Annotated in this window: 30 protein-coding genes, 1 tRNA gene and 1 other annotated feature; of the genes, 4 read left to right on the top strand and 27 right to left on the bottom strand. The window is 48.2% G+C overall.

Features of this window, described 5'->3' with window-relative positions; genetic code table 11:
- Nucleotides 1–14: 14 nt before the first annotated feature.
- The 9 genes from C1710_RS00315 to rplU all read right to left on the bottom strand — a co-directional run bounded on the left by C1710_RS00315 (nucleotide 15) and on the right by rplU (nucleotide 5,766).
- Complete coding sequence (locus C1710_RS00315; RefSeq protein ID WP_102278806.1) at nucleotides 15–317, bottom strand: exodeoxyribonuclease VII small subunit; 303 nt, start codon at nucleotides 315–317, stop codon at nucleotides 15–17.
- Nucleotides 295–1,656, bottom strand: coding sequence for an exodeoxyribonuclease VII large subunit (gene xseA / locus C1710_RS00320; RefSeq protein ID WP_102278808.1), 1,362 nt, complete (start codon nucleotides 1,654–1,656; stop codon nucleotides 295–297). The genes C1710_RS00315 and xseA overlap by 23 nt, the downstream gene beginning before the upstream one ends.
- Nucleotides 1,649–2,503 (bottom strand): bifunctional 5,10-methylenetetrahydrofolate dehydrogenase/5,10-methenyltetrahydrofolate cyclohydrolase, encoded by an 855-nt coding sequence (locus C1710_RS00325; RefSeq protein WP_102278810.1) that lies wholly within the window; start codon nucleotides 2,501–2,503, stop codon nucleotides 1,649–1,651. Before C1710_RS00325 ends, xseA begins: the two co-directional genes overlap by 8 nt.
- 176 nt (nucleotides 2,504–2,679) lie before the next feature.
- Entirely contained in the window at nucleotides 2,680–3,081 is a 402-nt protein-coding gene (nusB, locus tag C1710_RS00330) for a transcription antitermination factor NusB (RefSeq protein WP_102278812.1), read from the bottom strand.
- 2 nt (nucleotides 3,082–3,083) lie between these two features.
- Nucleotides 3,084–3,530: an Asp23/Gls24 family envelope stress response protein gene (locus C1710_RS00335; RefSeq protein ID WP_102278814.1), complete on the bottom strand. Its 447-nt coding sequence runs from the start codon at nucleotides 3,528–3,530 to the stop codon at nucleotides 3,084–3,086.
- Nucleotides 3,531–3,611: 81 nt separating this feature from the next.
- Complete coding sequence (locus C1710_RS00340; RefSeq protein WP_102278816.1) at nucleotides 3,612–4,697, bottom strand: M24 family metallopeptidase; 1,086 nt, start codon at nucleotides 4,695–4,697, stop codon at nucleotides 3,612–3,614.
- A gap of 128 nt (nucleotides 4,698–4,825) precedes the next feature.
- Nucleotides 4,826–5,107 (bottom strand): 50S ribosomal protein L27, encoded by a 282-nt coding sequence (rpmA, locus tag C1710_RS00345; RefSeq protein ID WP_102278819.1) that lies wholly within the window; start codon nucleotides 5,105–5,107, stop codon nucleotides 4,826–4,828.
- A gap of 24 nt (nucleotides 5,108–5,131) precedes the next feature.
- Nucleotides 5,132–5,455, bottom strand: coding sequence for a ribosomal-processing cysteine protease Prp (locus C1710_RS00350; RefSeq protein ID WP_102278822.1), 324 nt, complete (start codon nucleotides 5,453–5,455; stop codon nucleotides 5,132–5,134).
- 2 nt (nucleotides 5,456–5,457) lie between these two features.
- Complete coding sequence (gene rplU / locus C1710_RS00355) at nucleotides 5,458–5,766, bottom strand: 50S ribosomal protein L21 (protein WP_102278824.1); 309 nt, start codon at nucleotides 5,764–5,766, stop codon at nucleotides 5,458–5,460.
- Between the two features lie 16 nt (nucleotides 5,767–5,782).
- Nucleotides 5,783–5,852 (bottom strand) — a sequence feature (ribosomal protein L21 leader region).
- Nucleotides 5,853–5,971: 119 nt separating this feature from the next.
- Between rplU and C1710_RS00360 the strand changes: the two genes are divergently transcribed.
- Nucleotides 5,972–6,045: transfer RNA gene (locus C1710_RS00360), tRNA-Arg, on the top strand.
- A 66-nt stretch (nucleotides 6,046–6,111) separates the two neighbouring features.
- Here the strand turns inward: C1710_RS00360 and C1710_RS08405 are convergent.
- The 4 genes from C1710_RS08405 to C1710_RS00375 all read right to left on the bottom strand — a co-directional run bounded on the left by C1710_RS08405 (nucleotide 6,112) and on the right by C1710_RS00375 (nucleotide 8,734).
- A complete protein-coding gene (locus C1710_RS08405) occupies nucleotides 6,112–6,234 on the bottom strand; it encodes a hypothetical protein (protein WP_268874797.1) in 123 nt (40 codons plus the stop codon).
- A 98-nt stretch (nucleotides 6,235–6,332) separates the two neighbouring features.
- The gene (locus C1710_RS00365) at nucleotides 6,333–6,866 is read right to left on the bottom strand and encodes a hypothetical protein (protein ID WP_102278826.1); all 534 of its coding nucleotides are present in this window, start codon (nucleotides 6,864–6,866) and stop codon (nucleotides 6,333–6,335) included.
- Entirely contained in the window at nucleotides 6,853–7,854 is a 1,002-nt protein-coding gene (locus C1710_RS00370; RefSeq protein WP_102278829.1) for a hypothetical protein, read from the bottom strand. Before C1710_RS00370 ends, C1710_RS00365 begins: the two co-directional genes overlap by 14 nt.
- Nucleotides 7,844–8,734, bottom strand: coding sequence for an exonuclease SbcC (locus C1710_RS00375; RefSeq protein ID WP_102278831.1), 891 nt, complete (start codon nucleotides 8,732–8,734; stop codon nucleotides 7,844–7,846). Before C1710_RS00375 ends, C1710_RS00370 begins: the two co-directional genes overlap by 11 nt.
- A gap of 207 nt (nucleotides 8,735–8,941) precedes the next feature.
- Here C1710_RS00375 and C1710_RS08410 point away from each other — a divergent pair, with 207 nt between their 5' ends.
- Nucleotides 8,942–9,073 carry a hypothetical protein gene (locus C1710_RS08410; protein WP_268874798.1) on the top strand — a complete coding sequence of 44 codons (132 nt, stop codon included), beginning with the start codon at nucleotides 8,942–8,944 and terminating at the stop codon, nucleotides 9,071–9,073.
- Nucleotides 9,074–9,233: 160 nt separating this feature from the next.
- On the opposite strand, the gene glnA is transcribed toward C1710_RS08410, so the two are convergent.
- Together glnA and miaA are read right to left on the bottom strand one after the other, a co-directional pair.
- Nucleotides 9,234–10,577, bottom strand: coding sequence for a type I glutamate--ammonia ligase (gene glnA, locus C1710_RS00380; RefSeq protein ID WP_102278834.1), 1,344 nt, complete (start codon nucleotides 10,575–10,577; stop codon nucleotides 9,234–9,236).
- 208 nt (nucleotides 10,578–10,785) lie between these two features.
- Nucleotides 10,786–11,709, bottom strand: a complete 924-nt coding sequence (gene miaA, locus C1710_RS00385; RefSeq protein ID WP_102278836.1) for a tRNA (adenosine(37)-N6)-dimethylallyltransferase MiaA — start codon at nucleotides 11,707–11,709, stop codon at nucleotides 10,786–10,788.
- A 94-nt stretch (nucleotides 11,710–11,803) separates the two neighbouring features.
- Between miaA and C1710_RS00390 the strand changes: the two genes are divergently transcribed.
- Nucleotides 11,804–11,980, top strand: a complete 177-nt coding sequence (locus C1710_RS00390) for a DUF3042 family protein (RefSeq protein ID WP_102278838.1) — start codon at nucleotides 11,804–11,806, stop codon at nucleotides 11,978–11,980.
- 124 nt (nucleotides 11,981–12,104) lie between these two features.
- On the opposite strand, the gene C1710_RS00395 is transcribed toward C1710_RS00390, so the two are convergent.
- From C1710_RS00395 to C1710_RS00425, 7 genes are all read right to left on the bottom strand, one after another.
- The gene (locus C1710_RS00395) at nucleotides 12,105–12,527 is read right to left on the bottom strand and encodes a rhodanese-like domain-containing protein (protein ID WP_180961260.1); all 423 of its coding nucleotides are present in this window, start codon (nucleotides 12,525–12,527) and stop codon (nucleotides 12,105–12,107) included.
- A 21-nt stretch (nucleotides 12,528–12,548) separates the two neighbouring features.
- Nucleotides 12,549–13,511, bottom strand: coding sequence for an ROK family glucokinase (locus C1710_RS00400; protein WP_102278840.1), 963 nt, complete (start codon nucleotides 13,509–13,511; stop codon nucleotides 12,549–12,551).
- Between the two features lie 8 nt (nucleotides 13,512–13,519).
- Complete coding sequence (locus C1710_RS00405; RefSeq protein WP_102278843.1) at nucleotides 13,520–13,762, bottom strand: YqgQ family protein; 243 nt, start codon at nucleotides 13,760–13,762, stop codon at nucleotides 13,520–13,522.
- Nucleotides 13,762–14,421 (bottom strand): rhomboid family intramembrane serine protease, encoded by a 660-nt coding sequence (locus tag C1710_RS00410; protein WP_180961261.1) that lies wholly within the window; start codon nucleotides 14,419–14,421, stop codon nucleotides 13,762–13,764. The genes C1710_RS00405 and C1710_RS00410 overlap by 1 nt, the downstream gene beginning before the upstream one ends.
- Nucleotides 14,418–14,975, bottom strand: coding sequence for a 5-formyltetrahydrofolate cyclo-ligase (locus C1710_RS00415; protein ID WP_102278846.1), 558 nt, complete (start codon nucleotides 14,973–14,975; stop codon nucleotides 14,418–14,420). Before C1710_RS00415 ends, C1710_RS00410 begins: the two co-directional genes overlap by 4 nt.
- A 101-nt stretch (nucleotides 14,976–15,076) precedes the next feature.
- Nucleotides 15,077–15,226 carry a 50S ribosomal protein L33 gene (rpmG, locus tag C1710_RS00420; protein ID WP_047768829.1) on the bottom strand — a complete coding sequence of 50 codons (150 nt, stop codon included), beginning with the start codon at nucleotides 15,224–15,226 and terminating at the stop codon, nucleotides 15,077–15,079.
- Nucleotides 15,227–15,321: 95 nt separating this feature from the next.
- Complete coding sequence (locus C1710_RS00425) at nucleotides 15,322–17,397, bottom strand: peptidoglycan D,D-transpeptidase FtsI family protein (RefSeq protein ID WP_102281679.1); 2,076 nt, start codon at nucleotides 17,395–17,397, stop codon at nucleotides 15,322–15,324.
- Between the two features lie 204 nt (nucleotides 17,398–17,601).
- Here C1710_RS00425 and C1710_RS00430 point away from each other — a divergent pair, with 204 nt between their 5' ends.
- On the top strand, nucleotides 17,602–20,214 hold the full coding sequence (locus tag C1710_RS00430) for a YfhO family protein (RefSeq protein WP_102278848.1): 2,613 nt from the start codon (nucleotides 17,602–17,604) through the stop codon (nucleotides 20,212–20,214).
- Nucleotides 20,215–20,277: 63 nt separating this feature from the next.
- Here C1710_RS00430 and greA read toward each other — a convergent pair whose 3' ends face one another.
- From greA to pheS, 5 genes are all read right to left on the bottom strand, one after another.
- Nucleotides 20,278–20,754, bottom strand: a complete 477-nt coding sequence (gene greA, locus C1710_RS00435) for a transcription elongation factor GreA (RefSeq protein WP_102278850.1) — start codon at nucleotides 20,752–20,754, stop codon at nucleotides 20,278–20,280.
- A gap of 72 nt (nucleotides 20,755–20,826) precedes the next feature.
- Entirely contained in the window at nucleotides 20,827–21,483 is a 657-nt protein-coding gene (gene udk, locus C1710_RS00440; RefSeq protein ID WP_102278852.1) for a uridine kinase, read from the bottom strand.
- Nucleotides 21,484–21,498: 15 nt separating this feature from the next.
- Entirely contained in the window at nucleotides 21,499–21,864 is a 366-nt protein-coding gene (locus C1710_RS00445) for an endolytic transglycosylase MltG (protein WP_235857934.1), read from the bottom strand.
- On the bottom strand, nucleotides 21,864–24,290 hold the full coding sequence (gene pheT / locus C1710_RS00450) for a phenylalanine--tRNA ligase subunit beta (protein WP_102278854.1): 2,427 nt from the start codon (nucleotides 24,288–24,290) through the stop codon (nucleotides 21,864–21,866). The genes C1710_RS00445 and pheT overlap by 1 nt, the downstream gene beginning before the upstream one ends.
- Before the next feature lie 6 nt (nucleotides 24,291–24,296).
- Complete coding sequence (gene pheS, locus C1710_RS00455; RefSeq protein ID WP_102278856.1) at nucleotides 24,297–25,343, bottom strand: phenylalanine--tRNA ligase subunit alpha; 1,047 nt, start codon at nucleotides 25,341–25,343, stop codon at nucleotides 24,297–24,299.

Below are 25,343 nucleotides of genomic sequence, written 5' to 3' on the forward strand. Positions count from 1 at the left end.
CCTTCAATCAACGACTAAAATAAGTCCGACATATTAGCGTCGGTCGTATCCTTGCTACCATTGAATTTGCCAAAAGAAGTCTGATCATCTTGGGCAATTTCCTTTTCCTGCCCCTGTTCATCAATCACCTTGGCAAGTGTCTTTTCTGCGCCAGATAACTGCTTTTGCAAGCTATTGACCAACTTCATGCCGTCTTTAAACTGGTTGATCGATTCTTCTAGAGGAACATTTCCCTGCTCCAGGTTGTTGACGATTGTCTGAAGGTCTTCCATCTGTTTTTCAAAGGTTTGTGATTTACTGCTTTTCCGTGTTGCCATCGTGATTCTCCTTTGTTTGCTTAATTTCTGCTGCCGCCTGCCCATTGTAAAAGTTCAGCGTTACCCGTTGACCGACGCTTAGCTGATCAACACCATTCACAATGTGCTTGTCAGTACTAATGAAACTATAACCGCGCTTCATGACCTGGTACGGGTCCAGGCTGCTTAACTCGCGATGTAACCCCTTCAATACTTGCTGTTGGTGAACCAACTTATTTTTTTCGGCAGTTATTAACCGTTGTTTGGTATTAGTTAACTGGTTAGTTAAGTTGGCCATGGACGATTGTGGATTGTACTGCAACAATCGGCTCGACAGTGCTTGAACGGCCTGTTGTCGATTACTCAGTTGAAGGCGGAAAGATTGCTGCAAACTGGCTGTTAAGTTGTCCAGGTTCTGGAGGTAAGTTTCGTACAATCGCTCAGGCTGTTTAAAAATGTAACTATCCGCCAGCGTGGTTAATTGCTGCTGCTTAGCCTGAAGGCACTTACCAAATGCGCTAGTCAACCGGGATTGCAGCTCCGCAACCCGGCTTATCAAGTCTGTCAACTGGGGGGTTGCCATTTCAGCCGCTGCAGTCGGCGTTGCCGCCCGTAAGTCGGCTGCCAGATCGGCAATCGTCGTATCCGTTTCGTGCCCAACCGAGGAAATCACCGGGATTTTACTAGCGGCAATCGCTCGACCAACTTTTTCCTCGTTAAACGGCCACAAATCTTCTAGGGAGCCGCCTCCGCGGCCAATAATAATGTCATCGAACCCGCCTAAGTCGTTAATCTGCTCAATTCGTGCGACTAATTGATCGGCTGCCTGGTCACCCTGCACGGCTGCAGGAAAGAGAACAATCTGGACCTGTGGATCACGTCGACCAGCAGTATTAATAATATCGTGAATGACTGCCCCACTCCGGCTCGTAATCACGGCAATCTTTTGTGGAAGAACCGGCAGTTTCTTTTTGGGCCGGCTAAAAAGCCCCTCCTTGGAGAGTTTTTCAGCCATTTGCTTAAACCGGACGTACAAGTCGCCAATGCCAGCCGGCTCCATTGTGTCAGCGTAAAACTGGTATTCACCGTTTCGCTGGTAAACGTCAACCCGTCCCGATAGCTGGACTTCCATCCCGTCAGTCGGGGTAAAGCGAACTCGTCTAAACTTGCTGGCAAACATCACCACGTGCAGGACTGCCTGGTCGTCTTTAATACTAAAGTACTGGTGAGTTGGTCGCTGATGAAAGTTAGTTAACTGTCCCTTGACGTAAACTCGTTGTAAATAAGGATCCGCGGAAAACTTCCGTGCAACATAGGAAGTCAGCTGACTCACCGTTAAATAACTATGATTACTATTCATGCTGCCACTCCGTTAGGTCTACTGTTTGTGCTTCCATTACTGCTACCGTCAGTGGACCGACACCTCCAGGCACTGGGGTGATCGCCCCCGCTACCTGTCTGGCACTAGCAAAGTCAACATCGCCAACAAGCTTCCCATCAGCCAGGCGATTGATCCCGACGTCGATGACGACACTGCCCTTTTTAATTTCGTTACCAGTAATCCAACGTGGTTTGCCAGCTGCAACCACCACAATATCGGCCTGACGGAGACGGTTAACTAAATTGGGTGTTTTTCGTCCACACATCGTCACTGTTGCATCACGGTTAATTAAAAGCGACTGGAGGGGTCGACCGACCAGGATGCTACGACCCACAATAACAACGTCAGCTCCTGCTAGTGGAACGTGGTAGTGGTCCAAAACCATTAAAATACCGCGCGGGGTACAGGAAACTGGATAGTGGCCAGGGAAATTATTATAAAGTCTCCCCACGTTGACAGGGTTAAATCCATCCACGTCTTTTTCAGGAGAAATGTGACTCACTAAGGCCATATTGTCAATATGTTCCGGCAATGGCTCCTGCACCATGATTGCATTAACCGTCTGGTCCTTGTTTAAACGCTCAATTTCTGCTGTTAACTCTTCCTGGGTCACTTCGACCGGGTAACGTAATAACTGGCAGCCAATTCCCAGCGCTTTGGCCTTTTTTTGCTTTGTCCTGGTATAAATTTTACTGGCGGGGTCATCACCAACCAGGATCACCGCCATCTTAGGGACAATTCCCCGCTGTTTGAGCCAGTCAACCCGCTGTTTCGTTTGCTGATTTATTTCTTTGGCATAAGCACGGCCATCAATGATTGTTGCCATTTGACCGACCCCTTTCATTTAAGTCAACATGTATTTTAACACAGGCACGGAGGCCACCGGATAATCTAAATAGTCTCTTCCACCAAATGAGGTAAAACACCAAGAAACCTCCAGCGTTCAACCCGTCAGAACGTTGGAGGTCATTAATATCTAATTCTTATTGGGAAACAACTTTTTTAGTCAGCGAAGTTAGACAGCAGCCCATTGATAAACTTCCGTGAACGGTCATCGGAAAATGCCTTGGCCAATTGCAGTGCCTCGTCAATAGCGACTGCTTGTGGCATTCCGTCTTCATACTGCAACTCATAAAGGGCCAGCCGTAAGATAATCAAATCCGGCTTAGCCAGTCGCTGAAGGGTCCACCCCGCTGCCAGGTGCGCACTAATTTGTTGATCCAGTTCTTCTTGATGATCAATAACACCGCTCACCAGTGAATCCAAGAAAGCAGGTGCCTGCTCATCATCATTGAGCTTAATCAGGCTTCGGTAGATCGTTTCCCGATCAGCATCTGGTTCGCTTGCTAGAGCAAACAGGGTTTGAAAGGCGACTTCCCGCATTTTATGTCTTGTCAGTTTCAAAATTACTCTTCCTCGTCACTTTTTTCTTCTTGGCTGTGAAGACCAAAAATGTCGTTTTGGTCAATAGATTGTTCCTTTTCATCAGCAACAAGTCCTTGAATCCGGACATTAACCTCAGTTGGCGTCAAGCCCGTCATCACTGTTACCTGCTGCTTGACTTTATTCTGGATTTCAGCGGCAATCTTTGGTACTGAAACACCATATTGCACGTAAACATCTACGTCAATCCCCAGCTCGTCATCGTTGCTGGATAACTTAACGCCACGCCGGTCTAGCTGACGACCAAACAGCTCACCAACACCGCTTGCTAGCGACCCATGCATCTTAGCGACACCATCGACTTCGTTTGCCGCAATTCCAGCGATGATCTCTAAAACTTGTGGTGACATTTGAATCGTTCCTAGTGACTGGTCGTCGCTATTTAACACAATGTTTGTCTCTTTTGCCATCGTTAATCCTCCAGTTCGCACAATTTGAATACTAACCCTCATTTTGCACTATCTCGCAAAAAAATGCAATTCTCGCCGGCGTTATTTGGCATCAATTATGACCAAATCAGTATCAGCCGTCGTCAAACGCTGTGCGCCATCTTTGGTAATTAACAGGTCGTCTTCAATTCTGACACCACCAACTGATGGAACGTAAATCCCTGGTTCAACCGTAATAACCTGGTTAGAATCAATCACAACGTCGCCACGACCAGGACCATAAGACAGCGGCAACTCATGAATTGATAAACCGATGCCGTGTCCCATCCCGTGCTGAAATTCTTTTTCATAACCAGCATCATTGATCAGCGAACGGCCAGCGCGATCAAGAAGATCACCATGGATGCCCGGCTTAGCGGCAGCAATCACCTTTTGGCGAGCTTGGTTAACCAGCTGGTAGACTTGCCGCATCTGCTCACCGGGTTCGCCAATGGCAAATGTCCGCGTCATGTCAGCGGTGTATCCATCAACATAGTAACCAAAGTCAACGGTCACCATGTCGCCCGCTTGCAGCCGCCGGTCAGTAACAGTGGCGTGCGGCTTGGCAGAATTTTCACCGCTAGCAACGATCGTGTCAAACGATGCTTTTTGCGCACCATGGTTCTTCATCCAATAGTCTAACTCGACAGCTACTTGCCGCTCACTCATTCCCGGGTGAACGATCGCTAACAGGTGCTGATAGCCAGCTGACTGCAGGTCGGCTGCTTTTCGGAGAGCCGCGATTTCAGTGGGATCCTTCACAGTCCGCAGTGATTCTACCATTCCCGCGCAAGGGACGATATCGGCTTCCATCAGGTCATTGAGAATGTCATATACTTCAAAAGAAACAGTATTTTCAAAGCCCATGACATCGATCTTCATTCCCGCACAAAGCTTATTAACTGCACCGTAATAATCGCGGGTAATGACCCCGACCACTTCATCACTGTCAAAATCTTGCAGGGCCGTCGCGTAACGGTCATCGGTGACCATCACCGCCTTGTCTTTGGTAACCAGCAAGGCACCATCTCCTGCCATCAACGGAAAGCCCGTCAGGTAGAAAATGTTCTTGTCATTGGTTACCAGCAAGGCGTCGATATAGTAAGCATCAAATTGCTTTCGTAAGCGTTCAATTCGACTATTCTTCATGGTTGCTCCTTTCAGAGAAAACAGTAAAGTTTAATTTACTGGTCGTTGCTTAACAGGTTGCGGGTAAAAGAAAAAGCCGTAAGCCCAGAAGACGTGGTCTAGGCATTACAGCTTTTCCTTGTTGGCAATTAAGCTTCAACCGGGTAAACAGATACCTGACGGTTGTGACGGTCCATCCGTTCAAACTTAACAACACCATCAATCTTAGCAAACAGCGTGTCATCACCGCCGCGGCCGACATTTTCACCTGGGTGAATGTGAGTACCACGTTGACGGTAAATGATGGAGCCGGCAGTAACTACTGAACCATCAGCAGCCTTAGTCCCCAGACGACGACCGGCAGTTTTACGGCCGTTGGCAGTGGAACCGCCCCCCTTGTGGTGAGAGAAGAATTGTAAATCCATAATCATAGTTGTTCACCTCCACAAAACAAATTAATTAAACATTTTTACTTCAAGGTACTGCCCATATTGCTGCTGAATTGATAACAACCCATCTAGCAACGTTTGGCAGATAATTTGCGAATCATGATCCGAGCCAATCTCTGTAACCCGGATAAAGCCACCCTGTTCATCGTCTGACTCTTCGTGCGGCTTGACATGGGCAACACTACTGAGAGCATTAACACACGTCGCCACTACCGCAGAAACTGCAGCACAAACAATATCGTGCCCATAGTCACCAGAATCAGCATGGCCAGTAAGTTCAATCATCACAAACTTACCATCCGCATTAACTTGAAAATGCGCCTTAATCATAATTAAGCGTTGATCTTGTTGATCGTTACCTTAGTGTATGGTTGACGGTGACCCTTCTTAGTGTGGGTGTGCTTCTTTGGCTTGTACTTGAAAGTTACAACCTTCTTTTCCTTGCCTTGCTTGTCAACCGTACCTTCAACGGAAGCACCGTCGACCAGTGGCTTACCAATCTTGGTATCGTCACCGCCTACGAAAACAACCTGATCAAAGGTAACAGAATCACCTTGCTTAGCGTCCAGCTTTTCAACGTAGATGGCCTTGCCTTCTTCTACCTTGTACTGCTTGCCGCCAGTAACAATAATTGCGTACATAATTTTGTGCACCTCCTTAGTATCTCAGACTCGCCGAACGAGTAGCAATTGCTTTATACTCGTTTATCGTGCGGTTGTAGTTGTTGGTTCACAAATACAACGCTAATATACTATCAGAAAGTTGAGTGGCAGTCAATGGACTAGCTTTTTTTAATTGATTATCTATTGACTTTTATTCTCGAAGATCATTATACTTATTAGGTCTGGAGCAGTAGCTCAGCTGGATAGAGCACTCGCCTTCTAAGCGAACGGTCGTGAGTTCGAATCTCACCTGCTTCATATGAAAATGCTAAAGGGACGGGAATCTTCCCGTCCCTTTTATTATGAATTGATAATTGCAAAACACTAGGCTTTTCGTTCATTTCCCAGGCGCTGTGAGTGCTTGCCCTTTGACAGACTCGTTGAAAAATACCACTGACCAGCAGCCGAGAGTGCCAGAATCAACACAATGACAAAAATCGGTAACATTTATCTCACACCTTTCAATGACTATACTTTTATGATAGCGACATTATAGTGTGACAACAATGCTCACTGAAGTGAAAAACCGTTTCTTTACAAAAAGTTTACAATTTCATCAATTGTTGGCAAGTTGTACTAATTTCTGCGGGTGTCAATTGCCAGTCAACGAGACCCATTTTCAAAAACAAGTGCCAGGCATGGCGAAACGACTCCTGCTGGTGACTAAATTGAACATTGCCAAGCAAGCGGATAACCGCCAGATATTCCTTATTCTTATCTGTCACCTTGGCGGCTACCTTGGCATCACTAAGCCGTTGCCAGTCATCATCGCTTAACACAACCAAGTGAGTCCACTGCCGCTTAGCGCTCCACAGCAAAAAGAGGTTCAAGGTCTGACAGTAGTTCATCAACAGTTGCGAACGGTCAATAGCTGACTGCTCTTTCACCGGCTGATTGATCTTTGCAAACCAATCATCCACCATTGCCGTCTTCGAAAACGCAACAAGCAAACTGGTCATCGTGTTATCAAGACGGCCATCAGCACCCAACGGAGCAACCTCATCGCTTAAGTTGTCCATTACCTGCCAATCGTGAGCTATCACCTGCTGTAATAAGGAGGTAAGGTTAATCTTGATCATCAGCTTCCTCCTCCCGACTGCTGGTTAATTGCCCATCGGTTGGCCGTTCATCAGTCACACTCTGCAAAATCAACGGTAGTGACCGTACTGCCACATCGTCGCGGTTTGCCAGGTACCATTCCCGCAATAGCGGATAATGAATTAACAAGTCAAACAACGAAACCTGGTCATCTGGATCAGTGACGTTGTAGAACCATTCATGGCTATAGCTTTCCTGATCGTAGAAAATTCGCAATTGAATGCCAGCATCCAGTTTCAATAATGCACCGTTCTTATGAGGCAGGGTAAAGAGCATGTACTGGCTGTCGGCAGTCGAAACGAAGAGTTTATCGATCATCGTAAGATCCATCGTCGGCTTGGCGAGACGAACGTTGTAAGCATTAGTTGGATTTAAAATGCCCAGATCAATCTTGAACCCTAGCTGGGTCTTCAAGAGGTTGGCAAAATCGACAAGTGGTTTCACCGCCTCCTGCAAGTCCAGGTCGCTAAAGTGTTGGAATTCGTTTTCAACAAAAAAGTCTACCAGTGCATGATTAGAGAAGCGTAACTGACGATTATCAAGATCGATGAAGAATAATGATTCTTGACTAGCCCCTTCGTTAAAGAAAGCCCCCTGGTGTTCATCGTCGAAAGCAAAGGCAAACGTCACTTGCTTTTCAAACGGGTGGATAGTCGCGGTTAACTGGTGGTCATGGTCTTCAAAAATCTCGAATCCTTCGATCTGGTGCAGCGTTAGCAAACGGTCCATCATTAACAAGAAGTAGTCTGCCACCTGATAATGTTGTGGTAATTGCACAAAGGCGTTAGTCAAATCCAGTGAGGATAACCGTTTCGTTGCTAGCAGCAATTTTTCGTCATCCGTGGTGCTGATTAATTCATCCACAAGCGAGGTGTATTGCTGGCCAAGTTCAAGTCCTTCCTTAATGGAATTACTCAGTGCTGCGACCTGGTTAATGGTGTTGGAGACAACCCGTTCATTACTGCTCATCGGATGTCACCTGCTTTCCATCAGTCAAAGTACTTAAGTGCTTCAGGTAATCTGCGTACAACTTGCGGTTAGCCAGCTCGAATTCTTCAAAACCGCCAAAAGTATCCGTAATACTCTTCATCTCATAACTCAGAATCGTATTTTCCTTGGACAGTTCGAGGACCGTCTTTTCGTTTTCCTTAATCTTTTCGGCCGCGTTTTCCGCTTGCTTGGCCTCATCTTCAACTTGGCCCAGCTGATCAACTAATTCCTGACGGCTTTCCTTCGCCTTACTTGACTCAAAAAGCCCACCATGAGAATTAGCGTCACGCAGCTGCTCTTGCAGGCGATTGCGCTTTTGCTCGCGTTCCCTAGAATGGTCCAGCAAATCCTGCAAACGGTCATTTTCGTTGGACAATTCATCAATGCGGACACTGTTATAACGTTTCCCGCTTTGCTGCAATTCAAACGCCCGTGACAGTTTCTTGTATTCGTCCTGGTTAAAAACAAAACGCAGGTTTAAAACATCTAGTTCACCAAATTGACGCCGGTCCCACCAATTACCAAAGTAGATGCGGAAGTGCCCAGTTTGATATTCTTCGTAATAGAAGAACGGGTAAGCATGCCCTAAGTAGTCGATCAGGTTTGCGCTGAGATAAGTGCTCAGTTGGTCAGCCAAGTCGTCAACCAAGTTCATCACGTCCTGGTTGTTCGGTTGCTGCTCCCGGTGCTCAATTTCTGCTGCATAGCGGCGGTTATCAAGTAACTGAAATACCCGACGATCATTATGACTCTCAATGGATTCTTTAATTCCCTGTAAATATTCTATTTTGGATGAAATCTGACGGTTGATTACTTGACTAATGTCTTGTGCGCCGCGTGACAACTCCTCTTTTGACATTGCAATCTCTCCTCGCAATTTAGTCATTTCTTTAATATTTTATCAAATTATTTTGTGACTGGATAACAAGAACAAGGAACGTTTAGCTTTTTTAATAACTTGTCTCAGAATTTGCTTTTTACCAACTTAGCGGTATAATTAAATCGTTGAATGTAACACATTTGTGTGTTATTCAACGTGTGAGTTTCGAAAAGAGGCGAACTAGTAATGGCACGTAAATTAAGCAAGCAAGAACGTAAGGAAATGGCTCGTAAGGCCATGGAAAAGCGTGGTAGCAAGAAGCCAGATGGCTCAGGCTTTGCAAAGATTGCCGCTGACGCCCGGAAACTTTCAGAATAATGATTTGTGAACTTAAACCATTAAAAAGAGTCCCTTGGTAGGGCTCTTTTTTTGTTGGAAAAATAAATCCCGAGTTGCCACTGATTGGTAACTCGGGGTATTTTATTTGTGCTCTAGTACAATGCCGCCTCATCAACTGTGACAAGCGGTTAAGACTTTGTTAGTACTGCGACATGTATTTCGTCCGTTCCCAGTCAGATACCTGTTGGCGGTAAGTATCGTACTCACGAGTCTTGGCCTCATAGAAACTAGCAAAGAGATGTTCACCGAGGGCGTCACGAACCACCGCATCGGTCTTTAAGTCCTTCAGCGCGTTGTGGAGAGTGTCTGGCAGGTTGTCAATTCCCTTTTCCAAACGTTCTTCTTCGCTCATTTGGTAAATGTTTTCATCAACGCTTGGCATTGGCGTCAGCTTGTTTTTCAGCCCATCAAGGCCAGCTGCCAGGATCGTCGCCGTTGCTAGGTACGGGTTAGCCGACGGATCAACCGACCGTAATTCTAGCCGGGTTCCCATTCCCCGATCACTCGGAATCCGTACCAGCGGTGACCTGTTAGAGGCTGACCAAGCAACGTAAACCGGGGCCTCGTATCCCGGAACCAGCCGTTTATAAGAGTTCACAGTCGGGTCGCAAATGGCCGTCAAACTGCGGACATGTTTCAGCAGCCCCGCCAGGAAGTGGTAAGCAGTCGCTGATAGCTGCATCTTATCGTTAGCGTCGTAAAAGGCGTTCTTTCCTTGTTGGTCAAAGAGGGACATGTTCATGTGCATCCCCGAGCCATTGATACCGGATAACGGCTTTGGCATGAAGGTCGCATGAAGGCCGTGCTGTTTAGCAATTGTCTTGACAACAAACTTGAAAGTTTGGATATTGTCAGCCGCTTCCAGAGCATCCGCGTACTTAAAGTCAATTTCGTGTTGTCCAGGCGCAACTTCGTGGTGGCTCGCTTCCACGCTAAAGCCCATCTTTTCCAAGATCAGGACAATGTCGCGGCGGCAGTCTTCACCACTATCGGCTGGTTCCATATCGAAATAGCTTTCCTGGTCGTTGACGTTAAAGGTTGGTTCCCCATGTTCATCAGTCTTAAACAGGAAAAATTCTGGTTCTGGACCGATGTTAAAGCTAGTAAATCCAGCATCAGTCATCTTCTTAATTTGCTGCTTGAGAACGTTTCGCGGGTCACCAGCGAAAGGCGTCCCATCAGTTTTATGCACACTGCAAATCACCCGTGCGACTTTACCGTGTTCCGCTCCCCACGGAAAGACCAGCCAGGTCGAGTTATCAGGATAGAGGTACATATCACTTTCCTCAATCCGGACAAAGCCATCGATGGAAGAACCATCAAACATGATCTTGTTTTCTAGTAACTTATCGAGTTGGCTTACCGGGATATCAACGCTCTTCATCGTTCCCAGCAAGTCAGAAAACATTAACCGGAGAAAATGTACGTTTTCATCCTTAACCAACTGGTGAACTTCACTCTTGGTATATACGTGTTTTGACATTATTGAACCTTCCCTTCGCAGCACTGTTCAACATCATACGAAATAAGACACTTTTTGACCAACAAGTTCCTAGTTCAAGTCTAATGATCAACCTCTTTGGCTGGAATGCTTGAACCATTCACTGCTATTGAGGTTAGCAACATCGTTTTTAAAAGTCAATTGGTGCAGGCAGGTTTGTCAACAATATAGGACGCAAGCGGTTGCAAGTTTACTTTGTTAACCACTCACGGGCAAAATCTTCGATATCTTCAAAACTATCTTTACCACTAACCAGGTCAAACCAATGAACGGTTAACTTATTGCGAAACCACGTGAGCTGTCGTTTGGCATAGTGACGTGAGTCTAACTTAACCTGGTTAATTGCAGCCGATAAATCATATTCCCCACGAAAATAAGGGAAAAGCTCACGATAGCCAATCCCCTTCCCTGATTGGAAGTCCTCTCCCCCCGCATCATAAAGCCACCGTGCCTCGTCAACGAGACCAGCAGCAACCATCTGGTCAACCCGTTGATTGATTCGTTGGTATAGTACCTGACGGTCGGTATTAAGGCCAATCAGCAAAAAGTCAGCAATGGACTGACGCGCGGGCTGCTGCGAAAAAAGCTGACCAGTGGTCTGAATAACCTCTAGCGCGCGGATGACTCGCCGTACATTATTAACAGGGATCTGCTGAGCGGCGACCGGGTCTTTTTGTGCCAATTGCTGCCATACTGCCTGCTTTCCCGCTTGCTGCACGACTTCTTCCCAGTACTGGCGCAACTTGGCAGATTGTTCACTAAAGTGGTCACCACCAAGTGCGAGGTTGTTAACGAGGGCCGAAATATAAAAACCAGTCCCGCCGACTACTAGCGGCAGATGATTGCGCTGCACTATTTCATTAACCTGTTCTCCCGCTAAGGACTGAAAGTCGGCTGCCGAAAAACGTTGGTCAACGTCGCGAATATTAATCAAGTGGTGGGAAATCCCCGCCTGCTCTTCGGGAGTCACCTTAGCAGTCCCGATGTCGAGGTGCCGGTACACCTGCATGGAGTCTCCTGAGATCACTTCACCATTCAGTTTTTTTGCCAGCCTAATGGATAGCGCTGTTTTGCCAACCGCTGTTGGTCCCACAATTGCAATCACTTTTTTCATCGTATCACCAGCTCGTTAAAAGATTTGACCGTCAACATTGTAAAATCAATCATTATCTATCATAATATAGGTAAGACCAAAGGAGGTTATATTTATGGGTAAATTTGCAAAGGGATTTTTCCTGGGGACGTTTGCCACGCTGACCGCTGTCGCTAGTGGTGTATTTGCCTTCCACCAAAACGTTATTAAACCCGTTGAAGAACAAGAGGAACGCTTTGACGAAAACCGGCGGGCAGCCATCCGTAAAGGCCGGTCAGCTCACCAGGGCTAACCCCCAAACTAACACAATAACAAGGAGCCTTTCCACGCTTTTGTGGCAAGGTCAGCTAAACACAAAAGATCTCTAGTATTCGAGAATGCCGAACGCTAGAGATCTTTGTTTTTTACCAAGCGAATTAGTCCGCGTACTTATCTTTCTTGGTCTTTCCATGCCAGTTCAGGTACCCACCATTCAAGATGTAAAGTTTCTTAAAACCTTTCTTGGAAAGAAACTTCGCTGCCTGGGCAGAAACAGAAGTCCCGGCATCGTAGAGGTATACCGGCAAGTCGGGCCGAATTTCACCATACTGCTGGCGCAAGAAAGCATAAGGCAAGCTCCGTGCCCCCAGAATGTGCCCCTTCTTAAAGTCGGCACCTGACCGCACGTCGATAACTTGGGCCTTGCGCATCCCAGCTTGAAATTTCTCTTCATCAAGTACCGTTGCGTAGTGGTGCATCCGGTAACGGTTAACCGCCCAGGTCACAGCCCAGACAATGGCAAAAGCGATGATAACCCAACAAATATTCGTAATAACACTAGTGACTGATCCTAAAACCAATGTCTCTCTCCTCCGTCTTGCTTAAATAAACTTTCTTGCTAACGATGCTGCGCCAATAACCCCCGCATCATTACCCAACTTTGCTAACTTCAGCTGGGTAGAAGTACGAACGGTTGGGAAGGCGTACTTCAAAAACGACTTCTTTACCCGTTCTAGCAGGAATTCACCCGCGGCTGAAACCCCACCACCGATGACCAGGTACTGGGGGTTCAAAATATTGGAGACGTTAGCACAAGCAATACCCAGGTAGCGGCAAACATCATCCACGACCATATTGGCCAAGTAGTCATGTTCCTTCGCCAGGTCAAACACGGCCTTAGCAGTTACTTGGTCACCGTTATCAATCATGGCCTTCAATTGACTATCGCCCTCGTATTGTTCAGCCTTATCTTCAGCAACGTGGACAATTCCGGTGGCAGAAGCGTACTGCTCTAAGCAGCCGTGATTGCCACACGTGCACAAGTAGCCGCTTGGTTCAACGTTGATGTGGCCAATTTCACCACCAGCACCACCGAAGCCGTGAACCATTTCTCCGTTAGTGATGACACCACCACCAACACCGGTGCCCAGCGTGATAAAGGCAACGTCATCCCCTTCATCGCCGGCACCCTTCCATTGTTCACCAAGCGCCGCCACGTTGGCGTCATTATCCAATGAGAACGGCAGGCCCGTTCCTTTTTCGATTTGTTCTTTTACCGGTTGGAGAACTTTCCAGCCAAGGTTGTAGGCGCCAATAACGGTGCCCTTCTCGCGGTCAACCGTTCCTGGGGTGCCCATGCCGATACCAATGAAGTCTTCCCGGCTCATCTTGTAGAGGTCAATATGGTGGTTGATCGACTCGATAATGTCCGGCACAATATGCGATCCGTCATCCAAAACGTTGGTGCGTACCGACCACTTTTGTTGAATTTCACCCTCAGCTGTGAGAATGGCAAACTTAATAGTTGTCCCACCAAGGTCAACTCCGATTAACTTTTTGCCCATAATTCAAATTACCCCTTCTGTGCTTTTTTTCTATCGGCTACTTCCTGCCGGTGGTGTTCCGCCCGCAAAACAATCTTTGCTTGGAGGTAGGTCTGCTGATCAATTACTCCTGCTTGCGCCAAGTGATCAAGCTCTAACGCAGCTAACTCAATATCATATAAGCGTCGGCCAACGTAGATGTATACATCGAATTTCTTCAATAACTGTAAAACATCATAATAGGTCCGCAAATGCTGATTATTATCGATCATTATCGCAACCCCATTTCAGCAGTTAAGCCAATGATTATAACTAATATAATGCCACTGAGAAAACGCTTAATCAAGCCTATTTTCCCAACTTGCGGTGCACCAATCACAGATGACGTTAAAAAGCCGGCCAGCAGTCCACCGGCGTGCCCTGCCAAATCAACACCAGGCATAAAAACGTCAGCAATTAAATTAAAAACAACTAGGACAATAAACTGGCGACTAACCGCGCGCAATGCGGCATTCTCGTGAAAAACGATGCCCAACATGATAAAGGCACCGAACAGGCCAAAAATTCCGGTGCTGGCTCCAGCGCCAACTTCGTTTGGTGAGCTTGCTACGCTCAACAGGTTGCCATAAATGGTACTGATAAGAAAAATCACGGCGACCCGCCAGTGACCAAACAAGACCTCGTCATAAAAGCCAATGAAGTACAACGTCAGACAGTTAATCAGCAGGTGGCTAAAACCAATATGCAAGAATCCCGCTGTCAGCAGCCGCCAGTACTGCCCAGCACGGACTAGTGCACCGTTGTTGGCGCCAAATGACAATAACACTCCCGTGCTAGTCGAACCGCCCGCTAACGTCATCAGGATAAAGACCAAGATGCAGGCAACGATGATGACTGTCGTCACCGGTGCTTTTCGCCAGGAGAAGTTCACTGACCATCACCAACCATCAAAACGCGGCCCACTCGCTGATCATGGGGCTGACTTTCCCACTCATCTTCATCGGCCATTTGTGGTCGCAACGCCAGCGAAACCGTGGATTGGTGAAACTTGGCTAAACAGGTGTCGTAAAAGCCACCGCCAAAGCCCAACCGTTTACCTGACCTGGTGAAAGCAACGCCAGGAACAACCATCAAGTCGATCTGATCAAGGCTGACTACTTCATCGTCAACCGGTTCGAGCACACCAAAGGCACTTTGTTGGAACTGTGTTTGCTCCGTCAGCCGGACCAATTCCATCTGCCGCTTGCCAGTGACGCGGGGGACGACAACCTCTTTGCCCTTATGCTGTGCATGAATAATCAGCGGCTGAGTGTCAAGCTCAAAAGACATGCTTAAGGTAGTCGCAATGATCTTCGCACTCGTCCATTCTGGCAAAATATAGAGCTGTTCACGGAGTGAGGCTTCCTGTTTTTTCTTGGTTTGCAGGTCCATTTGCCGCAAACGAGAAATAAAGGCCTGCCGTAATTCCTTTTTCGAATATGTCATTTCTGCTTACTCCTCCATTGTTAACAGACAAAAGAAGCCGCTTAGCAATTCCAACGAATTGCCAAACGGCTCTGTGGTTGTCCCCAACCGTTTTTTACCAATTACTTGGTTTCGCGGTGCAGGGTAACCTTACGCTCACGTGGGCAGTACTTGTTCAGTTCGAGCCGGTCAGGATTGTGACGACGGTTCTTGCTGGTTAAGTAAGTCCGTTCGTGGCATGAAGTGCACTCTAGAGTAATGTTCACACGCATGGTTGCAACCTCCAAACTTTCATAAATTGATAATGCTTTTCGAAAAGCTAGCCTGTTTACTATATCATCATCAGCCAGCTTTGACAAGTGACGGCTTATTCATACTTCTTTGGACTCTGGACCGTCTTCCAGTAAGCCTCAAAGATCTGCTGCGCCATGTTGATGTTGGCCCCACCGTTTTCGTTGGTAACATCAGGAATAGCCAGGGCCACCACTACTTGCGGGTCGTTTGACGGCGAGTAACCAGCGAAACTAATCGTGCTGGTTGGCGTCTTCTTGTAGAAGGTTTCGGCCGTCCCGGTCTTCCCGGAAATCGACGGCTTGGCATCGCTCAGCTTCTTGGCAGTCACGTAAGGGCTGCTCCCGTGGGTAACGAGGTAGAGTCCCTGGTGGATCACATCAAAGTCTTCCTTGCTTGCCGGAATGACCTGTTGAACCTGCGGACTAGCCGTGTATTCAACCTTGCCTAGTTGACCGTTCTTGTTGGTTCCGCGAATTTGCTGCACAACGTAAGGCCTCATCCGGTATCCGCCATTGGCAATCGTTGACATGTATTGTGCCAACTGGATAACCGTATAGGCGTCGTAGTTCCCGTACGACAAGTCAAGTGCTGACCCGATGTGGGACTGGGTGGATGGACCCTTGACCCCACTGACTTCTCCTGGCAGGTCAATGCCCGTCTTCTGCCCCAAGCCAAACATGTTGAAGTAATACCGCAATTTCGTAAAGGCCTTAGTGGACATTGTCAGTGCCTCACCTGGGGAGTACTTGAAACCGGCTTCCTTCATCGCCAGTTGCATCATGTACGAGTTTGACGAGACTTCCAGTGCGACCGGGGCACTAACCGCCATCGACGCACTCCCGGACTTGTTAAACCAGGAAGCCTTCACACTAGTACCAGCCAAGCGGATTGGCTGGTCAGTTAGGGTGTTGTTCGTTGGTGTAATGACCCCGCTCATGAGACCTCCCATGATAGTGGCACCCTTGACCACTGACCCCATAACGATTGGGTGGTTAATTGCCCCGATCTGGTCAGTGGTAATTTTCCCCGTATCCGGGTTACGATCAATTCCAGCCATAGCCAGGATAGCCCCGGTATGCGGGTTCATAACAACGGCATAACATCCAGTTGAATAACTAATCCCAGCCGACGAATAGTTCTTTTCGATGATGCTTTGGACCTGCTTTTGTAACTCAGCATTAATCGACAGCACCAGGTTGGACCCTTTCTTACCGGCATATTTGGTAACTTCCTTCGTCACATCACCGCCAGAAGTGGTTACTTCCGTTTGCGACTTGGAACCTGCCAGTGTGGCCTGGTATTCCTTTTCCAGGTAAGAACGACCCACAGAGTCATTCCGTGAGTAACCCTGGGATAACAGGCTATTTACCGAGTCGCTTGGCAAACCAGTTTTAGTGGTCGTCACCGTCCCGGTCAGCGATTGGATGTCCTTGCCTTGCGGGTAGTTCCGTGACCACGACTTCCCAATCTTTACTCCAGGCATCTCGTTGAGGTGCTCCCCAACGCGGGCCAGTTCGCGGGCCGAGACGTGGTTTTCCTTAATATACGTCGTCGACAGCGAGTAAGCACCACTCATCGCCGCGTAAATCTTTGCCTTATTTTTCTGGGCCGCGGTCAGTTTATAAACAGACGGGTGTTTTGCAAGATAGTCAAGCGCTGCATTATAGGTGGCGTCAGTATCAGTTGTGTTTTTCGGCACGTGGACGTGCTTTTCCACTTCTTTAAGGTTGTCTTGGTCAGCAAGATAGTAATCCATTTCATTCCGTTTGGTCAGCCGGTTATCAGGAACACTGACGTACTTGCCCAACCGGTTGGCAATTCGGTAAATGTCATCCGTGCTGACGTTTGGCCCCTTGGTATAGGTAATTGCCTGGTGGGCTTCATTGCCAACCAGGACTTTCCCCCGGGAATCGTAAATCATCCCTCGCTGAACGTTATTCGTTTGAATAGAGGTATCAGACCGTTTAACTTCTGCCTTATAAGCACCACTATTCAACACCTGCAAGTTAAAAAGTCTTGCTGCTAACAGCAACAAGAGGATTCCGACTGCCCACAGCAAAAAATTAAGCCGTGAACCGATAATTGACTTGTGCGTTTGCCGTTTGTGATCACCACGGGGCCCTTTTAGCCAGGCCTTGAACCGCTTCATGAAATCCACTTCACTAATTCTCCTTAGCCATAGTATTTACTATTGTACCAAAGTTAGAGTAGATCGTCACAAAATGACGCCCACTGACTAATTGATAATACGCTTGTCTGCTGCTCTTGAAAACTACTACCACTACAATTTAACGAAATTTAACCATAGATAGTTTATAATGGGCTGGTGAAACAACCAAAGGAGTGTCCCCCCGTGTTAAATCGAATTAAAAAACATCAACAGGCAATTACCCTCATCGCAGCGTTTTTCCTACCCGTCTTCATTATGGGTGGTTATTTTGCGACGCGTTCGATGGCGCCTTTCGGAAAAGGTACCATTTTGACTGTTGACCTGGGGCAGCAATACGTCGACTTTTTTGCCTACTTCCGGCGTGCCCTCCTTCACCACCCCACCAGTTTTTTCTATTCCTTTGCTAAGGGATTGGGTGGCGAGATGTGGGGAACAAACGCTTATTATCTCTGGAGTCCGCTCAACCTCGTCCTCCTCTTCTTTCCGGGACAGCACATTGCCAGTGGCATCTTGCTACTGACGCTGCTGAAATATGGCTGTGCTGGTTTAAGCATGGCCTGGTTCCTGCAAAAGCAACGCCTGCAATCTGGGCTACGGGCCGTCGCCTTTGCGGTATCTTACTCGTTGATGGGCTGGATGATCGCCAACCAGCTCAACCTGCTCTGGCTCGACGTTCTATTCCTTCTTCCGCCAATCATCAACGGGCTAATCAATATTCTCGATGGCAAGCAGCCTTGGCAATACCTGGCGTGGCTGACTTTCTGCCTCATTGATAACTACTACATGGCGTGGATGGTGGGCCTTTTTACCGTCTTATTTACCAGCTGGTACTTATTTAGCCGACCGCTACCGGGGAAAAAAGCGCTCAAACGCCTCACGACCTATATCGGGGTCTCCTGCTGGTGTGCGGCCAATGCCGCCGTCGTCATCATTCCAACCGTGATAACCTTATTATCCAGCAAGGGGACTTATACGGAAAATAAGTGGCGCCTGGTCTTTGAATATCAGCCGTGGAAACTGTTGGCCAAGTTTGTCCCGGGTTCGTTTACCTTTGGTCAAATGCCAACCGGGCAGGCCAATATTTATGTTGGTATGATTGCCACCCTCGGTGCACTGCTCTTTTTCACCGATCAACGGCAACGCTGGCAAAGTCGGCTGACTGCCTTGCTCATCTCCGCTTTCTTTGCGCTGTCCTTTTGCTGGCAGCCGCTTGATTTAATTTGGCACCTCGGCCAGTTTCCCGTTTGGTACCCGTCCCGTTTCTCCTACTTAGCTAGTTTTTGGATTATCTGGCTGGCAGCTCAAACACTTACTAGCGACTATCGTTTGCGGTGGCAGGACGCCTGCTGGTTGGCCTTGTTGTTAGCGGTAATTAACGGCTGGCTATTTACTCACCTGAAACAGGTCAACTACCTGAGCCGGACACAGCTAATCATGGGGATTGGTTTATTAGCCGCTAGTTTGTTATGGATGTCGCTTCCCCATCATGAATACCAATTAGTGGTCGATGGCATCATGCTGTTAATTGTCTGCCTGGACCTTGGTACTAATGCTTCACTCAGCCTCAACAACCTTTCCTATGTCCCGCAGTGGCAATTTGGTGAGTATACCAAGCAACTGGATAAGGCCGTTGCCAAATTACCGCAGGGTTCTCATGACTTTTACCGGGTGGGCAAGACCTTCCAGCGGACAAAAGACGACCCTTTCCAGGGCGGTTTCAATAGCGGTGACCACTTTGGCTCCACCCTCAAGCCGGCAACGCCGAATTTCATGGCAGCAATTGGCCAGCCAGAGGGAGATGGTTTTGTCACTTACAGTAACGGTACCCAGGTCACCGACGCCCTCTTAGACTTCCGTTACTTCATGAGTGCCCGCCATGGCGGACAACAAGACCAGGTTCAGATCCTGCCGCTAACCAGCAATCGTCCTGACTTGCGACAAATGACTAAGGTTGGTCGTAGCGGGTTGGTGGACATTTGGCAAAACAAGAAGGTCCTCCCGATTGCCTTTGCCGCAAACCGGCAAATCCTGCACCTGGTACAAACCACCGCCGACCCACTGATGTACCAGTCACAGCTCTTCCAGACCTTGGCAGGCAAGGCGGCCACCCCGCTATTTACCGTTCAAAACTTTAATTCTGTAACGTTTACTAACGTGCAGTCAGCCCACAAAATTACTGGAACTATTTTTCGCCGCTTGAACCCGCTGAAAGATGCCAGCATTACCCTCCACATTGTCCCCACAACGAACGACTCGTACTACTTGACTCTCGGTGATGAGCTCAAGGACAACGCGACAATTTACCTCAACGGCCACCGGCTCAGTCAGTACCCAAACTTTCGGAATACGGTTGTTACCAATGTTGCTTATCATGACCGTGGAAAACACATTCGGGTAACCATCAAACTCAAACACGCTGCTTTATGGTGTCAAAACGTCAGCCTTTACCGGCTCAGCCAACGTGCCTTTGATCATTCATTAACGCAGCTGCAAAAAAGCCCGCTCCACTTGACGCATGTCTCACCAGCCAAGATTACTGGGACGGTCAATATCAAGAATTCTCAGGATGTCCTGATGACCACCATTCCAAATGAGGCTGGCTGGCAGGTACAAGTGGATGGACAAACCGTTACCACTAAAGCGGCCGCGGGGATGTTTACTGCAGTGCCAATGACGGTTGGTCACCATCACGTCAGTTTCCGCTACCGCCCGCCATTCTTCACTCTGGCATTAGTAATCTCACTAATCAGCCTTACTGCCTGCTGGTGGCTAGCCAAGCACGACCAGAAAGATTAAAAAAGACCGGATGCGAAACGCTGGCTATAGTACCGCTTCGCATCCGGTTTTTAGGTTGTCAGGTTATTCAACCTTCAAAATTTTAACTTTCATTTTACCGCTCGGAATATCAATTTCAACGGTTTCACCGACCTTGTGACCGATCAGCCCCTTGGCCATTGGCGAATCGTTAGAAATCTTGCCGTTAAGCGGATCTGACTCAGATTCACCGACGATTTGATAGGCTTCTGGATCTTCGTCCGGCAGTTCTTGGAAGGTAATGGTCCGGCCCATCGTCACTTCGTCCTTGTCGACATCTTCGTTATCAATAATTACTGCATACTGCAGCATGTTTTGGATTTGAGAAATCCGCCCCTCGACAAATGCTTGCTCGTCCTTAGCAGATTCGTACTCAGAGTTTTCAGATAAATCCCCGTAACTCCGCGCAATTTTAATCCGTTTGATGACCTCTGGACGACGCTTTAGTTGAAGGTCTTCAAGCTCTTTTTCGAGCTTCTTTTTTCCCTCCGCCGTCATCGGAAAACTTTTTTCCTCAGCCATTGGTTAACACTCCTTCATAGTTAGTTCAACAGTTGCAACATTACCATTAACTTGTTAGAAAGTAAATAGCATTTAGTTATTCAGCTCACTGTGCCCCCGTTGAACCAGGATATCCTTAACTTTTGTAGATAAGAGATCAATGGCCACCTTATTTTGACCACCTTCCGGCACAATGATGTCGGCGTAGCGCTTCGTTGGTTCAACGAACTGATGGTACATCGGCTTCACTGTCTTCTTATACTGGGTAATAACCGAGTCTAGTGACCGACCGCGTTCCTGCATATCCCGCTGAATCCGCCGAATAATCCGAATATCGTCATCGGTATCAACATAAACCTTAATATCCATCAAATCGCGAAGCCGTTGGTCGTAGAGGATCAGAATCCCTTCGATAATGATGACGTCTTGTGGTTCAGTGTGAATGGTTTCGTGAGTCCGGTTAAATTCTGCATAGTTGTAAACCGGCATCTCGATCGACTTGCCATTCCGCAGGTCATGAAGCTGCTTATACATCAAATCGTTGTCAAAGGCGAGGGGGTGGTCGTAGTTAACCGCCTTCCGCTCGGCCATCGTCATGTCAGATTGGTCGTTGTAGTAGGTATCCTGGTTGATGATCATGATGGAATTACCGTGAAGACGGTCATAGATGGCCTTGGCCACGGTCGTCTTCCCGCTTCCGGAACCACCGGTAACCCCGATAATTACCGGACGCTTTTTATCGTTTGTCATTGTTATCCCTCTTCTTTATCGATGATGTGCGTAGTGCGTATTTTGAAGTCGCGAAACCAGCTGAGGGGTCGACATGGACCGCCGCAATACAAACCGTCCTGCTTTTACCCCGTCAGACTTATGGGTCTGCAAATAGTAGTCGAAAACCAGTGAACTCCTGATGAGCCCTTTTTTCTTCAGTTGTGCCGCAACCTGCTTATCGGTCGCACCGCGATCAATTACAACCTCAACACGCTGATGGTCATCCGCGTCAACGGGTCGCAGACTGCGGTTAAAAACCTGACGAACAGCCAAGGCCGCAATCACCATCACTATGACAATGATTATCACGATGCGGTTCTGTTTTCGCAACTGTGCGGGTGAAAAATGTTTTAATTTCACTACCGCACCTTGGCATTAAATTGACTGGTCAATCCACTTTCAACCTTTTCCATGGCCTGGTTGACCTGGTCTTCCTTAAGCGTCCCTTCGTTATCCTGGAAGGTTAGCGTGTAGGCCAGCGACTTCATCCCCTTTGGCAGGTGAAGCCCTTCGTAAACATCGAAAAGGTGCACTTTCTTCAAGAAGGCCCCGCCCTTTTGGTTAATCAGATCTACCACCTGCTGGTTCGTGATGTTATTTGGCAACAGCAAAGCAATATCACGAGTAATGGCCGGGTAACGACTGATGACGCGGTAGTGACGGTCCCGCTTCTTGGCGGCGAAGATCAAGTCTTCGTTTAATTCAAAGACATAAGTATCAGGAATCTTGTATGAAGCTGCCGTTGACGGGTGTACTTGTCCGACGTAGCCAATCAACTGGTCATCAACGTAGATGTCAGCTGTCCGCCCCGGGTGCATCCCCTCACGATCCTGGTTAGCAACGTAAGTGATTTTACCGGCCAGCGCCGCATTCTTCAGGTATTGCTCAACAATCCCCTTCATCGTAAAGAAGTCGACGGCCTTATCCTTTTGATGCCAGTTATTAGCTCGTAACTGTCCGCAAAGGGCACCCGCCAAGTGTGTTTCTTCCTTTGGCCGCGGATCGCCATTCAGGATAAAGACCCGTCCAGTTTCGTATAAGGCAACGTTAGCTACTTTACGGGCAGTGTTGTAGGCCACGTCGTTTAACAAACCACTGACAATACTCTCCCGGCCAGCCACGTGATCACTGCTCATCGGGTAAGAAAGCATCAGCGGTTCAACAGGCTTTTCAATGGTAAATTGCGTTGCCTTTTCCTTGGTCAACAGCGAATAACTAATCGCCTGGTTAAGACCTGCTGCCTGCATTACCTGCCGGCTAGCCGCTTCAAACCGTTGCTTGCTGTTTAACCCACCGCTATTCCGGGTCATCGTCGGCAAGGTTGCAGGAATCTTTTCGTAGCCGTAAAGACGGGCAATTTCTTCGTAAAGGTCTGCCGGAATACTAATGTCCCAGCGCCGTGCCGGCACGTCAACTTTCAGTTGGTCAGCTGAAAGTTGGGTGCTTGGGAAGTCGAGCCGGTCCATGATCGAAACAACTTCTGCCATCGTTAACTGCAGCCCGAGAACTTCGTTGGTTTTGGCAATAGAAATGGTAACCGGTGTGGCCGACGTGTCCGGCTCTTGACCCACCACGACACCAGTGGCCACCTTACCGCTTGCGAGTTGCTGTAACCAATAAGCCGCTTCGTTTAAGGCCGTCTGAACAGTTTCCGGATTGACGCCCCGTTCAAACCGCATTGATGCTTCACTGTGCAGATTAAGACGGTGGGCTTGCTTCCGGACCATGACCGGGTCAAAAATTGCTGATTCCAGAGCAACCGTTGTTGTTTGATCATCAACGGCCGTTTCCTGGCCACCCATCGTGCCGGCCAAAGCAATCGCGTGTTGCCCCGCCATCACCATAATATCAGTGGCCTTCAGTTCACGCTCTTGACCGTCAAGGGTAGTAAACTTCTCGCCATCTGCCGGGTGTTGGACACTAATATCGGTGCTTGGCAGCTTGTCGTAGTCGAAACTGTGCAGCGGTTGTCCATACTTGAGCATAATGTAATTGGTGATATCAACAACGTTGTTTACTGGCCGGACTCCTGCGTTCCACAGCTTAATCTGCAACCACAGCGGGCTGTCAGCAACCTTGACGTCTTTAATCACCCGCATCTCGTAGGCCGGAACCATATGTGAGTCATCAATTTTGACATTGACCAGGTCACTAGTCTGCTGGTCGTCATCTTCTTCGCAATCGTGGTTCGTAAAGTGCTTTTTAATGTTAAGGATGGCAGCCACGTCGTTCACGTTACCGTAGATGCTCAGCATGTCACCACGGTTAGGCGTCAAGTCAGTATCGATGATGAAATCGTCCATCCCCAGGTACGGGAAGACTGGTGCGCCGATTTTTGCATCATCTGGCAAGAACCAAATTCCTTCCTCGTAGTCCTTCGGCGCAACCTTGTCGGAAAAGCCGATTTCCTGAAGGGCACACAGCATGCCGTCAGACTTCTCACCACGGATCTTGCCACGCTTAATCTTCACGTTGCCGGCAATCCTTGCACCATGTAACGCCACAATGACCTTTTTGCCAGCCACAACGTTTGGCGCACCACAGACAATCTGGACGGTCTCGTCGGGACTAACTTGAACCTGACAAATGTGGAGGTGGTCAGAGTTCGGGTGTGGTTGAACATCTTCAACATAGCCGACCACCAGTTTCTTTAGCCCGTCGGCAGGTGAATAGGTCCCGTTCAGGTCAACCGACTGGAGCACAATTTTATTGGCCAGCTCGTTAGGATCAACCTTGTTTGCTTTTAAATCAAGATATTGGTCAAGCCAATTGTATGAAACTTTCATTTTAACCTATCCTTTCTCGTCAAACTGGGTCAAGAAACGCATATCATTCAAGTAGAAGTCACGAATATCAGTCACCCCGTACTTCAGCATGGCGAACCGGTCTGGCCCAAGACCAAAGGCAAAGCCACTGTACTTCTCTGGGTCAACGCCGGACATCTTCAAAACGTTCGGGTGAACCATCCCGGCACCCAAGCATTCAATCCAACCAGTGCCCTTGCAAATGTCACAGCCCTTTCCCAGACAGTTAAAGCAGGTCACATCAGCTTCGACTGACGGTTCAGTAAATGGGAAGTAACTCGGGCGCAGACGAACGTTTAGCTGGTCGCCAAAGAGGTTTCTCCCAACTTCCTGCAACGTGCCACGCAGGTCGGCCATCGTCACGTGTTCCCCCACGACAAGTCCTTCCAACTGGTGGAATTGGTGACTGTGGGTCGCATCGTCAGTATCCCGCCGGTAAACCTTCCCTGGCGAAATCATCTTTAGTGGTCCCTTGGAAAAGTCATGCTTTTCCATCATCCGGGCCTGCATTGGCGAGGTCTGTGTCCGCATCAGAATCTGCGGGGTAATGTAGAAAGTGTCCTGCATATCACGGGCCGGGTGATCCTTGGGCAGGTTCAGTTTTTCAAAATTATAAACTTCTTCTTCCACTTCAGGACCGGTAGCTACTTCGTACCCCATCCCGACAAACAAGTCAATCAACTGGTCAATGATCTGCTGGATAACATGAGGCTGTCCCTGGGCTACTGGCGCACCCGGCAGGGTTACATCCACGGTTTCCGCCATTAGCTTGGCGTTCAGCAGTTCCTTTTCCATCTCTTGCTTTCGCCGTTGCAATGCTTCTTGCAGGTCGTTACGGACGTCATTAGCGTACTTCCCAACAGCTGGCCGTTCTTCCGGAGACAGTTTGCCCATCCCACGGAGAATCTGGGTTAGTGGCCCCTTTTTTCCTAGCCACTTGACCCGGGCCTGGTTAATTTTGTCGAGGTCCTGGCTTTGTTCAATTGCTTCTAGCCCCTGCTGGCGCAGTTCGGCTAATTTTTCTTTCATGCCCAT

Origin of the sequence: [Lactobacillus] timonensis (genome assembly GCF_900240275.1) — a bacterium.
Classification (GTDB): Bacteria; Bacillota; Bacilli; order Lactobacillales; family Lactobacillaceae; genus Limosilactobacillus; species Limosilactobacillus timonensis.